The following is a 12,233-nucleotide window of genomic DNA, read 5'->3' as shown; positions in this document are numbered from 1 at the left end:
TCAGATAGGCGAGCCTTCAATCACCCTGGGCACCGTGAACCGGAATTCACTGCCCCTGCCCACCTCACTTTTGGCAGAAATTTCGCCGCCATGGGCCTGGACGATGCCTTGGGTGATGTACAGCCCCAAACCGCTGCCGGTGGGGTTGTTTTCGGTTTGTGTCCAGTAGCGCTCGAACACGTGAGGCAACTGCTCCGGTGCAATGCCTTCACCGGAGTCGCGCACCGAGAACACGATTTCTGCACCGTTGCTCATGGCGCTGACGCCGATATTGCCCAGGCGCGGGGTGAATTTGATGGCGTTGCCAATCAGGTTCGACAACACCTGGAACAAGCGCTCCGGGTCGGCATTGATCAGCAGACCGGGCTCGGCGTTGAACGACAGGTCGATGCCTTTTTCCAGCGCCAACGGTGCGAGCAACGAATAAGCCTCATCGAACATATGACTCACATCCAGCGCCACGGGTTTGACGACATAGCGCCCGGCCTCGATTTTCGAGGTGTCGAGCAGATCCTCCAGCAGTGTGTTCATGCGCCCGGCCGCCTGTTGCATGGTGTCGATAGCCGAGGAGATGCGTCGCGAAGTGTGCGGGCCCTCGGAGCTGAACGCTTTTCGCATCATGCCGCAGAGCATGGAGATGACGGTCATCGGGTTACGCAAGTCGTGAGATACCACGGCCACCAGGTCATCACGCGCCCGCACGGCCTGCTGCTCACGCTTTACCTGGCGTGCCAGGTCGTTTTCCAGGGCCGAGCGGCGCAGGTCGTTGGCGGCGAACAGGTCGCCATGGCTCCACTTGGTGGAAATGCCCGCCATGACCACTTTCCACACTTCAAACGAGGTGCGTGGGCGAAGGTGCAGGCCCGCGTGGGAGTTTTCCAGGTCCAGCGGCTTTTGCGGGTCACCGCTCCAGTGGATGTTTTCCTTCACCTCCGGGCGGAACCACAGCACACCGTTATCCACAGGCTTGGGCAGATGCATGGCCAGGACGCCGCTGGCCAACTGCTGGAACTCGGCGGCCGGCGGGTATACCGAGACCAGGTTGTGGCTGGCGAATACTGGTTCGTCGCGCTCTTGCAGCCACTTGTGCAGTGCGCGGATCTGCGCCGGTTCCGGGCAGTGACCGTAGCAGTGCAATTGCTTGTCCTCGATGATCGCCACGCCGCCTGCCTCTGTCAGGTCCATCAGCAACTGGCTTTGTTGGGCCAGGCCGTCGAACACACTGTCCGGCGAGGCCTTCAGCGCTTGATCGAGAAGTGCCAGCGCCTGAACTTTTTCCTCGCGTTGACGGCTCAGTTCCAGGGTCTCCATGGCGCTGATCTGCAACGACAGCACTTGGCCGACGGTCTGGCAGGCGGTGCGCAACTCGTTCGGCACCAGCAGCGGCTCGCGGTTGCCGCAGCTGATCAGGCCCCATAGCTTGTCGCCCTTCATCAACGAGATGCTCATGGACGACAGTACGCCCATGTTCTTCATGTATTGGCAGTGAATCGGCGACACGCTGCGCAGGGTGGCGAAGCTCAAATCCAGCGGCTCGCCGGTGTCTGGGCGCAGCTTGGGCAGCAACGGTACCGGCTCGTAGGCCGCGTTGGGGATAATGCGCAGCCAGTTGGTGCGATACAGCTCGCGGGCCTGCTCCGGAATGTCGGAGGCGGGGAAAAACAACCCGTTGAACAGCTCCATGGACGGCGCTGACGCTTCGGCAATCACCTGGCCGTGGCCTTCGTCCTCGAAGCGGTAAATGAGCACGCGGTCGTAACCGGTCATGGCCTGGATTTCATTCACGCTGATTTCGTACAGCGCTTGCAGGGTTTTCGCCGCCTGCAAGCGTTGCAGCATCTTGCCCAGGTTACTGGTGCGACCGTTCAGCGCGCGTGGGCGGAAATCCTTGATTCGCGGTTCGAACTCCAGCACCAGCACGTTCTGGTGGCGGTGCAGCAAGCCTTCGAAGTCCGCGCCATTGAGCGTGACATGCAACGGTGGCATGTCGAAGAACGTGTCGGTTTGTGCCATAACCTGCACCGCCTGGGCGTGCTCTGCGCCGATCAAACTGTGCAGCGGCTGGCCGAGCAGCGCTTCGGGCGCCTGGCCGAACAAGCTGCCGACGTTGGCGCTGACCTGGATGATCTCCAGGCCGGGTTCCGACAATGTCAGCAGCACACCGTGAGGCTGGATCGCTCCGGGAAAGCGGATGGGCTCGTCGGCGCAGTTGGCAAGCAGCTCTTTAAAATCGTCGGGTTTCATAACAGTATCTCCTGGCTGTCGAGCCATTGCTCAAAGCCGCTGAATGTGGAGCGGGCAGCCATGACTGCGCGCGCCCTGGCTGTTGTGTCCAGCGGCAGGCGACCCAGGTAGTCGAGAAAGTCTTTCCAGTGTCGGCCGGTCTCGGCGCCATAAATATCGAGAAACGCACCGCCGTTGTCGGCATCGATCCCCAGGCGCAGGGCCATTTCGCGGCGCAACACTTGCCCACCGAGGGTCGCGCCTTCCAGCACATACAAGGCGCCAAGGCAGGCAGCGGGTGTGTCCAGAGGCGGGAGTCGGGTGCAACGGGGCAGGGTGCTGATGGTGTGCTCATTCAGGCCGAGGGCGCGGAGGTCACTGACCAGAGTCGGCGTTTTCGTACGCAATACGGCGTCATATCCATGGGGAATCAAGCCGCCGTCATACAGCGCCGCTTCCATCGGCTGATAGAAACCGTAGTAGGCCTGGAGCAAGCGCCGGTACCAGTCTGTATCCAGGCGCTCGGAAAAGAACGGCAGGCGCTTTTCCAGCGCGACATGCAACAGCCCGGTGCCTGTGCGCAACGTTTCCAACAAGGATGGCGCACCAACGTCATGGGCTTCTGAGTGCATTAATGAGCTCGAACTGTGGGCCTCTCGGCCATGAAGGACGCATGAAAATGGGCGACGATTCTACACAATTCATTGTCGTCAGCTTACGCAACAAGCGAAAAGGCTGACCGGTAGATCAGAAAAGTCACTCCTTGTAGATAAAATGACCGCAGGCCTTGCCACGAAGTTCGGGTTGAATGATGTCGCCGCGCTATTAATGCATGGGCAGACGTTGCTGGGTCAATGCTTTTTGCACGCAGTCAAGCAAGTGGTCGGTACTCCAGGGTTTGGGCAAAAACCGCACCGAGCCGCCCAGTTGCGACGCTATCGTGGTGTTGCCGGACGTCAGCACCACCTGAACCTCAGGCCAACGATGAGCCACCACTCGGCTCAAGTCATAACCGTTGAGCAAGCCGGGCATCTGAATATCACTGACAATCAAGTCCACGGGGTCATCGCCCCGCTCCAGATAAATCATCCCTTCATCCGCCGAAGAGAACGACTTTACCAATGCGCCGAAGTCCTCCAGCACATCCACCATCAACGCCCGAATGATCTCGTCGTCTTCCAATATTAAAATCGATGGCTGAGCCATGATCCTTACTCCACCATCAGGGTTCAGTAGGGTGGAGTGGAGGCGGGGCATATAGGTTCGATTGGATGTTTTTTAAACGATGGGTGGTCGTTTGGTGGTCTGCAGGAACGTGGCTGGGGGGCGCCAGTTCATAGCACTGGCCCGCACGGTTATCGTAAAGCGGCTGGGGAAACGGCCATTTAAACGGGCATAATTGTCGGCAACACTCGATGCGGAGCCCTCTGATGAAGTACGCCTGGTTGACCCTTGCCCTGATCTTCAACACATACGGGGCCTTTGCTGCCGGCGATGCCGAGGCGGGCGGCAAGCTCTTCACCAAGACTTGCGGTGGCTGCCACAGTGTGGGCGAAGGCGCACGCGGCGGGTTCGGACCGCAGCTCAACGGCATCATCGGCCGGCCTGCGGGCACTACTACGGATTACCAGTATTCCGACGCGATGAAAAACTCAGGCGTGGTCTGGACCCGCGACAAACTTGCCGCCTACATCGAAGCGCCGAAAAAAGTGGTGAGCGGCACGCGGATGATTTTTTGGGGGATCAGTGATCAGGAGAAAATTGAGAATATATTGGCGTATTTGGAGACGTTTCAGTCCAAATAAGCGTTGAGGCACGGCGGAACACCTTTGGAAACTGTCGTGCCCGACTGCCTACCGTTCGCGTGGTAAAGCCTGTGCGAACACCACGCCGTTGAACGTTTGGGTGCAGCAGTCGCAGAAGGGTTTCATGTGCTCGGGCGTCAGCTGTGGGTTGACCTTTTGCAACAGGCCTGCCTCGTCCACCCACAATCCGCTGTAGCAGCTATTCTCGCCCGTACTCACGTATTCCTGCTTGTCGCTTTCATGCAGCGCAACCATCCAGAACACCGGCTCCGGACGGTCCAGGCGGGCGTTGGCTTCGCTGAAAACCTTGCTCCAGGGGTGGCCGACTTTGGACAGGAGAAAACGGAATAGAGGCGTGTAATCGTACCCGTGTCTTTGATGACTGTGCATTGAGCCACGGGTTGATAGCGCTCGCTTTTCGCTTTTGCTGTGTCGTTCATATCTGTAAGCACAGCAACTCCCATGGCGTACGCCATGGGTTCGGGTGTTGACTGAGCGATAGAGGAGAGGCTTTTGCAGTGTAGGTCTCATTGCATCAAGACCTCTTCTTAGGTTGATTCGGAGGCGGTGGCCACGCGCCTTGGTAACGGAAGGAAATCTGGTAGTCGAGGTGGTCGGGTTCGATCATGTGCTGGAAATATGGCTGAATAATCGTTATCCAGTTAGGCAGCATATTGAATACATCGGCATATATCGCGGTTTCCTCGCCTAAACCCAACGCGTTGAGAATACTGTCTGAGTCCTCGATATCTGCTGAATACTCATCCGCCTTCAAGTTATTACTGTGTTTTTCGTACCACCGCAGTCTGATTTTCATGACCATTTTCCACGTTCCTCTTTATCGGTAAATTCGGCGTTTTGGGTCAGCCGCGCCCGCGCCCGCCCAACAGACTTAAACGGGCGAACTCTTTGAACAACTTCAGCGGCAAATAACCAGTGGGGTCAGCGAAACGGGTGAAGCCGTCCGGCAGTTGGCACGGCTTAATGAAGACGCAGCCGGGAGGTTTGGTTGGCGTGGGAGTTGGGGCAGGAGATGGCTCAAATGGAATAATCGCCGGCGAATAGGGCACGCGTGACGGTTGCGGGGTCAGGATTCGTTGCCTGCGTAGCTGTTCTTCAGTCGGTGGATAAAAACGTTCTGACATGACCGGCTCACTTCCTTGTGCGAGGGAGTGAGCCTACGGGGGGGATCAGGGGGCTGGAATTGGCAGTATTCGACGGTGGGCGTGGGAAAAGTAGACAGAAATAACACTGGGTTTCGAATATTGCGATTTTCGTTTGTTTCGTTTAGGTTGAGCCCATTGAGTTAAGTTACGACGGAGTAGCACCATGATCACCAATCACCTTCCCAAAACAATTCCTCCGCTGGAGAGGGAAGTCGAAGCCGCTGTGCAAGGCCAACGCGAGCTGGCTTCGTTGCTATCGACCAAATTCGAAACCCAGCGCATCGACATCTTCGACAAAGAAGACAAGCCTCACACCCTTGTACTCCCCACATCCGCGCTGCGCCTGCTGGTTGATATTTTGGGTGAGCTGGCGCTGGGTAATGCCGTCAAAGTTGTACCCGTCCATGCTGAATTGACCTCTCAGGAAGCTGCCGACCTGCTTAACGTTTCACGCCCGCATCTGGTCAAGATGCTGGAAGAAGGCGCCATTCCCTTTACGAAAACCGGTCGTCATCGGCGTATTCGATTTTCCGATTTGATGGCGTTCAAACAGCGCCGCGATGAAGAAAGTCAAGAGGCGATGGAGGAACTGGTACGGCAGACCCGGGAGTTGGGATTGGGGTATGACGAATGAGGTGTTCGCCTTTCACTGCGGTTTACGACGCCTGTGTTCTGTACCCGGCGGCTCTCAGGGATTTGTTGATGTGGCTTGGTTTATCCGGGTTGTACCGGGCGCGATGGACCCGACAGATTCATGAAGAGTGGAAGCGTAACGTCCTCAAGAACCGACCTGATCTCACTCCCGACCAAGTAGATAAAATTTCGGCATTGATGGACAAGGCCATACCGGACGCGTTGGTAACAGGGTACGAAGACTTGTGTTCAAGTTTGGATTTGCCTGATCCAGATGATCGTCACGTATTGGCCGCGGCGATTCGGAGTAAGGCGGAAGTTATCGTGACCTTTAACTTGAAAGATTTTCCAGTGCGGGTACTCGCGGCTTATGACATAGAACCGATGCATCCCGACGACTTTATCTCGGACCTTTGGGACTTGGATCAAGCGGCCGTGTTGGCGGCAGTGCAGAAGCAGAGGCGTGCACTAGTTAGGCCGCCGATGAATGGGGAAGGGTATCTCGAGATGTTGATGCGGCAGGGGCTAGTGCAGACCAGTAAGCTGCTTGGGCCTTATGAGGTAATGTTGTAGTTTTAGACTACGATTGCTGTACTTAACCAGCTCCCCATTTTGATCGGAATACATCGTTTAATCCGTGTGCAGGCAGTAAAAAAGACCTTGGGACGCCAGGGTCTTTTTTGCCCGCTGATCAAATAAGCAAGTGCTTGGAAATCAACCGTGAAATTTCCACAATCGACGTCTTGCCGGTGAACTCGAACTTCACCTTCCCCAGCGACGAAAAGTAAATCTCCAACTCCGAATCCAGATCAAACGTCCCCGACGTTTCCACCGAATACGCCACGATGTTCTTATAGGGCAGCGACGTGAAATCCTTCTTGCTGCCGGTAATCCCCTGCACGTTCACCGCGATGATGCGCTTGGTGGTGAACACCACGCCGTCGCGCATGGCCTTGTACGCATCCACTACCTCTTCGCCATCCAGCAGCAATGAAGCCACGCGTTCGGCGTACTCGTTGTTTTGTTTGAGCTTGAAGAAACCTTTGTCATTGAAGTCAATCATGTGCCTGCCCCTGGGTGAATGGTGTGGACGGTGTATGACGTTTTGATCACGTATCTGTATCTAACGCGCGCATTTTGAACGCCCTACCATGGCGTCCAACCCTACAACGTTGACCAAATATTTCGGGAGCCCGACCATGCCTGAACTGTCCAGCTGGCTTGCCTATGCGCTGATATCACTCGGCATGGTGCTGACGCCCGGTCCGAACATGATTTACCTCATTTCGCGCTCGATTTGCCAGGGGCGCACCGCCGGGTTTATTTCCCTGGGCGGCGTTGCGTTGGGCTTTTTGGTTTATATGCTGTGCGCGGCCTTGGGTATTACGGCGCTGGTGATGGCGGTGCCCTTTGCGTACGACGCCCTGCGCTTTGGCGGGGCGCTGTACCTGGCTTATCTGGCCTGGCAGGCGATCAAACCGGGTGCCCGCTCGCCGTTCCAGGTGCAGCGCCTGCCCCAGGACAGCCCGCGCAAACTATTCACCATGGGCCTGCTGACCAACCTGCTGAACCCCAAAGTGGCGGTGATGTACCTGTCGTTGCTGCCGCAGTTCATCGACCCGGACGGCCACGGCAGCGTGCTGACGCAATCCCTGGTGCTGGGCTTCACGCAGATTCTCATCAGCGTGAGCGTGAATGCGGTGATTGCCACGCTGGCGGGGTCTATCGCAGTGTTTTTCGTCACCCGGCCGGGGTGGCAGGTGGTGCAGCGCTGGTTGATGGGGTCGGCGTTGATGGGGTTGGCGGTGCGGATGGCGGTAGAGGGGCGTCGATAGCCCCAGTTCACAGGATGGCTTTCAGATAATCCTTGAGTGCGTCGAGCGGGGCATTGAGGGTTTCCAGTGTTGGCGCTTGGCGCACCTGCAGCGCAAGCCGTTGCAGCTCGAACCCCATCACGGTCGTTGCGCCGCCCAGCGACTCGAGCGCTAACGTCAGGCACTCATCCAGCTTCCACTGAATCCCAGACAAATCCCCCTGCCGCACCAACAACCCAAACACCTCGCGGTCGTACGCTTGCATCACCGGATCATCCCGCAAAACCGGACTGCCGCCGTCTGTCTCGTGCACGAGCTTCAGTGCAAAGAGCGCAACCGCTTCCAGCGTCAATTCCATGGTCTCTGTTCCTGGGGCTTTAGGGGAGGGCGATGATTACTGTTCTGCGCGTGAAAAAAAAGACCCCATGTTGTGAAGCGTTTGGCAGTTGTTAGAGGCTTATGGGATACGTGGAGTAAGTGTTGCCCACATTGCTCGCCAGCTTTTGATGAGGTATTACAGCGGTCAATTATTTGAAAGGAGGCAAACAATGCGTTGTTTAATTGGCTTTATGGTCTTGTTGTCATCAGCGGCCGCCCTCGGCACAGAAGCGCAGCTGAAGCAGTGGGAAAAAATGGATCGCTGCTCAAGTGCCGCCTTTATCGCGGTATCTATCGTTGAAGAGAGTGCCGACACCTACAAACAGGCGCTCGCACTGCATGGTGCAATTGGCGGGCTCAAGAACAATACAAAACTGGGGGAGGCGACTCCGAGTGAAAGCGAAGTCACGGGTGCCCACAGAATGGCACTTCGGGTCTCTGCCGGGATGCCACGGCCCTTCGCCAAACGTGATCATGATTGGCTGATCGCCCAGGCCGCAACATCGTGCACATTGTGGGTGCCTGACGCCAAGCCTGAGTGAGGGCGCTGGGTTCATAGCTTCGGCGACCTGCGCTTCGCTCAGCGACTATTTTCCAGCCGTCTAATTTTTAAGAAAGAACCACTAGGACTTTATGGCGTGGTGTAAGCCTGCCGCACTTTGCCGGCGAGCCAAGATAGCGTTATCGCCGGAATTGAGAGAACAGCCGCATACAGGATACCGACAGCCAGCAACGGGGAAGCACCAGAAGTAACTAAAATCACCGGGATCTGAGCAAGCATTACCACGGCGCCTGCGGACCACTGGGCGCTTTTTAGCACGGCTCCAAGAATCGCTGACAGAGCAAGCGCGGCGGGATAGATGATGGCCAATAACTAGCCAGGTCCCAAGGCTCCTTGGTTCCTGTGATTGCTGAAACAACAGTCCAAAAAAACAGGGACACAACGCAGGTAGCTGTGAATGCCATGATTTCCTATGTTACTTCGTCGAAAGACCGGTAGACGCAATCGGAAACCCGAAAAGGGGATGGGTTTAATTTTCCTGGAAACAACCCCGTCCTCTTTTAATGGCCGGTGCAACAGAATGCAGGTAATCAAAACCTTATTGGAAAAGCGGGTCAACATGAAAACAACACGGGCGGCAATTCTTCTGGTACTAACCGCCGCCGCAGGCCTGAACGGTTGCTATGACTACCGCAGTGGCAAGCATTGGAACCTCACAGACGACCGCGATTGGAAACCGGTGTCCCACCTGGAGTGGATCAATCAGTCCTGTAACCCACCCGTCACGGTCTCAACGGTAAGGGCCGGGGAAAGCTACGCTCATTCTCTGTTCTTTATTCCGCTGGGGTTTGGGGGTGGTGCTGGTAACCCGTCAACCACCTCTTTTATTGTCACGGGGGAGGGTTTGGCTGGCCACTGTGACAGCACTGCGTTGGCCGTATCTGTGAATGGGCGCACGCGAAATGACACGACAATTTCAGCCTGTTCAAAAACCCCGGACTGCTGCGCAATATCCGTCCCTGTCAGCCGCGACGACATGGAGTCGGTGCAAGTCGCTATCAACAAAACCGGTGCGTCTTGCAGCTATGCCCCGCTGGTGCTCAATAGCTGGCGGCATGTTTGCTTGCGGGAGACCCGATTTGGTGGGTCGGACGGATGTTACTACTGAATAGCCCGAAAAGGGGACAGTGATCGTTCCCTCGCTCCGCGTGGGAATGCATCCCGTGACGCTCCGCGTCCCCATTGCGCAAGTGCCGGATTTTGCGCTGAAAGCAGGACGCGGAGCGTCAGGGGGGGTCGCAAGCTGTACCACGAGCCCTAACTGGCCGCCGCAATCAATCCGCGTCGTTCCAAAGCCACTTGCGCCTCCTCTGGATTCATCCGCACCAGGTTCACTGGGATGGATTTCGCCGCCGGTGTGTTACTGCGGCTATCCCGATTCGCCAGTGGCAGCAAGCCGTTGGTTTCTGGGTAATACGCGGCGCAACAGCCTTGCGGTACGTCGAAGGGGATAACTTTGAAGCCGGGCGCACGACGCGGCGTTGTCATGTCGAGGGCGGTCTGGAATTCGACATAATCCCCCGCCTTGAGCCCCAGGCGCTCGATGTCTTGCGGATTGAGCATCACGACCATGCGGTCGCCGTAGATGCCCCGGTAACGGTCGTCGTTGGAATACACCGTGGTGTTGAACTGATCATGGCTGCGGATCGTCATCAACTGCAGATGATCAGCGCCCGGTGGCGTGTCGTCCTCGTCAAAAACCCCTTCAGGAAAGAGGAAGTTGGCCTTGCCTGACTCGGTGTTCCACTTGCGCTCGCTGGCGCCGTTGGGCAGGCGGAAACCGCCGGGCTCCTTGATGCGCTGGTTGAAGTCATAAAACTGCTCGGGCAGCACGGCTTCGATCTTGTCGCGAATGCGCGCGTAATCGTTCACGTAGCTGTCCCAATCCACGTTGGGGTTGGGCGCAAGTGTCGCCTTGGCGATACCGGCGATGATCGCCACTTCGGAGATCAGGTGTTTCGATGCAGGTTCCAGCATGCCGGTCGAGCCGTGCACCATCGACATCGAGTCTTCGACCGTAACGGTTTGCGCCACACCGTTTTGCATGTCCAGCTCCGAGCGGGCGATGCACGGCAGCAAAAACGCTTTCTGGCCATGTACCGTTGCACTGCGGTTGAGTTTGGTATTGACCAGCACGGTCATTTTCAAGCGCTTGACGGTCGGGCACACCACGTCGATATCCGGGATGGCCCGGAAGAAATTGCCGCCCATTGAAATAAACGCTTCGATCTCGCCGCGCAGCAGCGCTTCACAGGCTTCGGCCACATCATGCCCACCTTTGCGGGACGCTTCGAAACCGAACACCTTGCTCATACTGGCCAGGAACGGCTCGCCGGCTTTTTCGTAGATGCCCATGGTGCGGTCGCCCTGCACATTGGAGTGGCCGCGAATAGGGCAGGCACCCGCGCCCAGCTTGCCGATGTTGCCGCGCAGCAGCAGCAAATTAATGATTTGCTGCATCGCGTCGCCACCGCGCTTGTGTTGAGTGATGCCCATGCCCCAGCAACAGATGACCCGCTCCGAACGCATGTACACCGCCGCCACCTCTTCCAACGCCTGACGAGTCAGGCCCGAATGACGCTCGATGATCTCCCACGGCAACTGTCGGCAGTAATCGGCGAATTGCTCAAGGCCGTGGGTGTGTTCTTCGATGAAGGCTACATCCAGCACACGGGGCAGCCCTTCACGCTGAGCCGCATCGTCCGCTTCAATGACCACCTTACAGATGCCCTGCAGGGCAATCATGTCGCCGCCGATCCTGACCTGATGGTACTGGGAACTGATCTTGACGCCGCTGCGACTGAGCATGTCGCGCGGGTCCTGGGGGGATGCAAAACGCACCAAGGCCTTTTCGCGCAACGGGTTGAACGAGATGATGCTCGCGCCACGGCGTGCGGCGGCATGCAGCTCGGACATCATGCGCGGGCTGTTGGTCCCGGGGTTCTGACCGAAGATGAAAATGGCGTCGGCGTTCTCGAAGTCTTCCAGCGTCGTGGTGCCTTTGCCTACGCCGATCGACTCGGGAAGGGCCACGCTGGTGGTTTCGTGGCACATGTTCGAGCAGTCAGGAAAGTTAGCCATGCCATACAGGCGGCCAAACAACTGATACAGAAACGCCGCCTCGTTTGAGGTACGCCCCGAGGTGTACAACTCCAGTTTCCACGGGTCGCTCAGTTGGCGCAGCTCTTGCCCGATCTCGGCGAACGCCTCGTCCCAACTGACGGGCAAGTATTTGTCGCTGCCAGCGTCATAGCGCATCGGTTCGGTGATACGGCCCTGATCCTCCAGGTCGTGATCGCTCCAGGTGGCCAGCTCACTCACCGTATGTTGAGCGAAGAACTCGGGCGTGACGCGTTTTTTGGTCGACTCCCAAGCCAGTGCCTTGGCACCGTTCTCACAGTATTCAAAGGTGTGCGGCTTCTTGGGGTCTGGCCAGGCGCAGCTGGGGCAGTCGAAACCGTCCGGTTTGTTCATGGATAGCAGGGTTCGGTTGCCCTTGAGCAAGACGTGCTGGTGTAGCAGGTGCTTGTTGACGGCATTTAGGGCAGGCCAGCCGCCGGCGGCGGAGCCGTTGGACTGGGAGCCTTGGAGTGGGGGCTGGGGATTTTTGGGTTCAGACATGACGGAGGTTCTCCCTGTTGACATCCGTGAA

The 12,233-nt window shown here is 57.4% G+C and carries 15 protein-coding genes and 1 pseudogene; 6 read left to right on the top strand and 10 right to left on the bottom strand.

The genetic code is table 11. From position 1 onward, the window contains the following. The 3 genes from C4J86_RS21640 to C4J86_RS21630 form a co-directional block, all read right to left on the bottom strand. Complete coding sequence (locus tag C4J86_RS21640) at window positions 1-2,244, bottom strand: ATP-binding protein (protein WP_124371785.1); 2,244 nt, start codon at window positions 2,242-2,244, stop codon at window positions 1-3. Further along, window positions 2,241-2,855 carry a biliverdin-producing heme oxygenase gene (locus C4J86_RS21635; protein ID WP_124371784.1) on the bottom strand — a complete coding sequence of 205 codons (615 nt, stop codon included), beginning with the start codon at window positions 2,853-2,855 and terminating at the stop codon, window positions 2,241-2,243. The genes C4J86_RS21640 and C4J86_RS21635 overlap by 4 nt, the downstream gene beginning before the upstream one ends. 193 nt (window positions 2,856-3,048) lie before the next feature. After that, window positions 3,049-3,429: a response regulator gene (locus C4J86_RS21630; protein WP_124371783.1), complete on the bottom strand. Its 381-nt coding sequence runs from the start codon at window positions 3,427-3,429 to the stop codon at window positions 3,049-3,051. A 224-nt stretch (window positions 3,430-3,653) separates the two neighbouring features. Between C4J86_RS21630 and C4J86_RS21625 the strand changes: the two genes are divergently transcribed. Next, complete coding sequence (locus C4J86_RS21625) at window positions 3,654-4,028, top strand: cytochrome c family protein (RefSeq protein WP_124371782.1); 375 nt, start codon at window positions 3,654-3,656, stop codon at window positions 4,026-4,028. Between the two features lie 48 nt (window positions 4,029-4,076). On the opposite strand, the gene C4J86_RS21620 is transcribed toward C4J86_RS21625, so the two are convergent. The 3 genes and pseudogenes from C4J86_RS21620 to C4J86_RS21610 form a co-directional block, all read right to left on the bottom strand. Further along, a complete protein-coding gene (locus C4J86_RS21620) occupies window positions 4,077-4,418 on the bottom strand; it encodes a hypothetical protein (RefSeq protein WP_305955288.1) in 342 nt (113 codons plus the stop codon). Window positions 4,419-4,563: 145 nt separating this feature from the next. Next, the gene (locus C4J86_RS21615; protein WP_124371781.1) at window positions 4,564-4,851 is read right to left on the bottom strand and encodes a colicin E3-like toxin immunity protein; all 288 of its coding nucleotides are present in this window, start codon (window positions 4,849-4,851) and stop codon (window positions 4,564-4,566) included. 52 nt (window positions 4,852-4,903) lie between these two features. After that, window positions 4,904-5,173, bottom strand: a pseudogene (locus C4J86_RS21610) (detoxification); the annotation flags it as partial. Window positions 5,174-5,357: 184 nt separating this feature from the next. On the opposite strand from C4J86_RS21610, the gene C4J86_RS21605 reads away from it, so the two are divergent. Both C4J86_RS21605 and C4J86_RS21600 read left to right on the top strand, forming a co-directional pair. Continuing rightward, window positions 5,358-5,828, top strand: coding sequence for a helix-turn-helix domain-containing protein (locus C4J86_RS21605; protein WP_124371780.1), 471 nt, complete (start codon window positions 5,358-5,360; stop codon window positions 5,826-5,828). After that, the gene (locus C4J86_RS21600) at window positions 5,825-6,400 is read left to right on the top strand and encodes a PIN domain-containing protein (protein ID WP_124371779.1); all 576 of its coding nucleotides are present in this window, start codon (window positions 5,825-5,827) and stop codon (window positions 6,398-6,400) included. Before C4J86_RS21605 ends, C4J86_RS21600 begins: the two co-directional genes overlap by 4 nt. Window positions 6,401-6,518: 118 nt before the next feature. Here the strand turns inward: C4J86_RS21600 and C4J86_RS21595 are convergent, their stop codons facing one another. Next, window positions 6,519-6,890, bottom strand: a complete 372-nt coding sequence (locus C4J86_RS21595; RefSeq protein WP_124371778.1) for a PH domain-containing protein — start codon at window positions 6,888-6,890, stop codon at window positions 6,519-6,521. A 136-nt stretch (window positions 6,891-7,026) separates the two neighbouring features. Here C4J86_RS21595 and C4J86_RS21590 point away from each other — a divergent pair, with 136 nt between their 5' ends. Continuing rightward, window positions 7,027-7,662: a LysE family translocator gene (locus C4J86_RS21590; protein ID WP_124371777.1), complete on the top strand. Its 636-nt coding sequence runs from the start codon at window positions 7,027-7,029 to the stop codon at window positions 7,660-7,662. A gap of 7 nt (window positions 7,663-7,669) precedes the next feature. Here the strand turns inward: C4J86_RS21590 and C4J86_RS21585 are convergent, their stop codons facing one another. Continuing rightward, window positions 7,670-7,999 (bottom strand): hypothetical protein, encoded by a 330-nt coding sequence (locus tag C4J86_RS21585; protein ID WP_124371776.1) that lies wholly within the window; start codon window positions 7,997-7,999, stop codon window positions 7,670-7,672. A gap of 190 nt (window positions 8,000-8,189) precedes the next feature. Here C4J86_RS21585 and C4J86_RS21580 point away from each other — a divergent pair, with 190 nt between their 5' ends. Further along, entirely contained in the window at window positions 8,190-8,561 is a 372-nt protein-coding gene (locus tag C4J86_RS21580) for a hypothetical protein (RefSeq protein ID WP_256681709.1), read from the top strand. Window positions 8,562-8,650: 89 nt separating this feature from the next. Here C4J86_RS21580 and C4J86_RS21575 read toward each other — a convergent pair whose 3' ends face one another. Then, a complete protein-coding gene (locus C4J86_RS21575) occupies window positions 8,651-8,890 on the bottom strand; it encodes a hypothetical protein (RefSeq protein WP_124371775.1) in 240 nt (79 codons plus the stop codon). Window positions 8,891-9,101: 211 nt separating this feature from the next. Here C4J86_RS21575 and C4J86_RS21570 point away from each other — a divergent pair, with 211 nt between their 5' ends. Then, window positions 9,102-9,689, top strand: coding sequence for a hypothetical protein (locus tag C4J86_RS21570; RefSeq protein WP_124371774.1), 588 nt, complete (start codon window positions 9,102-9,104; stop codon window positions 9,687-9,689). A 149-nt stretch (window positions 9,690-9,838) separates the two neighbouring features. Here C4J86_RS21570 and C4J86_RS21565 read toward each other — a convergent pair whose 3' ends face one another. Next, window positions 9,839-12,202, bottom strand: a complete 2,364-nt coding sequence (locus C4J86_RS21565) for an FdhF/YdeP family oxidoreductase (RefSeq protein ID WP_124371773.1) — start codon at window positions 12,200-12,202, stop codon at window positions 9,839-9,841. Window positions 12,203-12,233 lie beyond the last annotated feature (31 nt).

The sequence above is a fragment of the Pseudomonas sp. R2-7-07 genome, from assembly GCF_003852355.1.
Taxonomy (GTDB): domain Bacteria; phylum Pseudomonadota; class Gammaproteobacteria; order Pseudomonadales; family Pseudomonadaceae; genus Aquipseudomonas.
This window is presented reverse-complemented; position numbering and strand designations above follow the sequence as displayed.

Bases quoted from the DNA above. Each gene is read 5' to 3' on its own strand.
- C4J86_RS21640 (WP_124371785.1), bottom strand. From the start codon at position 2,244: ATGAAACCCGACGATTTTAAAGAGCTGCTTGCCAACTGCGCCGACGAG.
- C4J86_RS21635 (WP_124371784.1), bottom strand. From the start codon at position 2,855: ATGCACTCAGAAGCCCATGACGTTGGTGCGCCATCCTTGTTGGAAACG.
- C4J86_RS21630 (WP_124371783.1), bottom strand. From the start codon at position 3,429: ATGGCTCAGCCATCGATTTTAATATTGGAAGACGACGAGATCATTCGG.
- C4J86_RS21625 (WP_124371782.1), top strand. From the start codon at position 3,654: ATGAAGTACGCCTGGTTGACCCTTGCCCTGATCTTCAACACATACGGG.
- C4J86_RS21620 (WP_305955288.1), bottom strand. From the start codon at position 4,418: ATGCACAGTCATCAAAGACACGGGTACGATTACACGCCTCTATTCCGT.
- C4J86_RS21615 (WP_124371781.1), bottom strand. From the start codon at position 4,851: ATGGTCATGAAAATCAGACTGCGGTGGTACGAAAAACACAGTAATAAC.
- C4J86_RS21605 (WP_124371780.1), top strand. From the start codon at position 5,358: ATGATCACCAATCACCTTCCCAAAACAATTCCTCCGCTGGAGAGGGAA.
- C4J86_RS21600 (WP_124371779.1), top strand. From the start codon at position 5,825: ATGAGGTGTTCGCCTTTCACTGCGGTTTACGACGCCTGTGTTCTGTAC.
- C4J86_RS21595 (WP_124371778.1), bottom strand. From the start codon at position 6,890: ATGATTGACTTCAATGACAAAGGTTTCTTCAAGCTCAAACAAAACAAC.
- C4J86_RS21590 (WP_124371777.1), top strand. From the start codon at position 7,027: ATGCCTGAACTGTCCAGCTGGCTTGCCTATGCGCTGATATCACTCGGC.
- C4J86_RS21585 (WP_124371776.1), bottom strand. From the start codon at position 7,999: ATGGAATTGACGCTGGAAGCGGTTGCGCTCTTTGCACTGAAGCTCGTG.
- C4J86_RS21580 (WP_256681709.1), top strand. From the start codon at position 8,190: ATGCGTTGTTTAATTGGCTTTATGGTCTTGTTGTCATCAGCGGCCGCC.
- C4J86_RS21570 (WP_124371774.1), top strand. From the start codon at position 9,102: ATGCAGGTAATCAAAACCTTATTGGAAAAGCGGGTCAACATGAAAACA.
- C4J86_RS21565 (WP_124371773.1), bottom strand. From the start codon at position 12,202: ATGTCTGAACCCAAAAATCCCCAGCCCCCACTCCAAGGCTCCCAGTCC.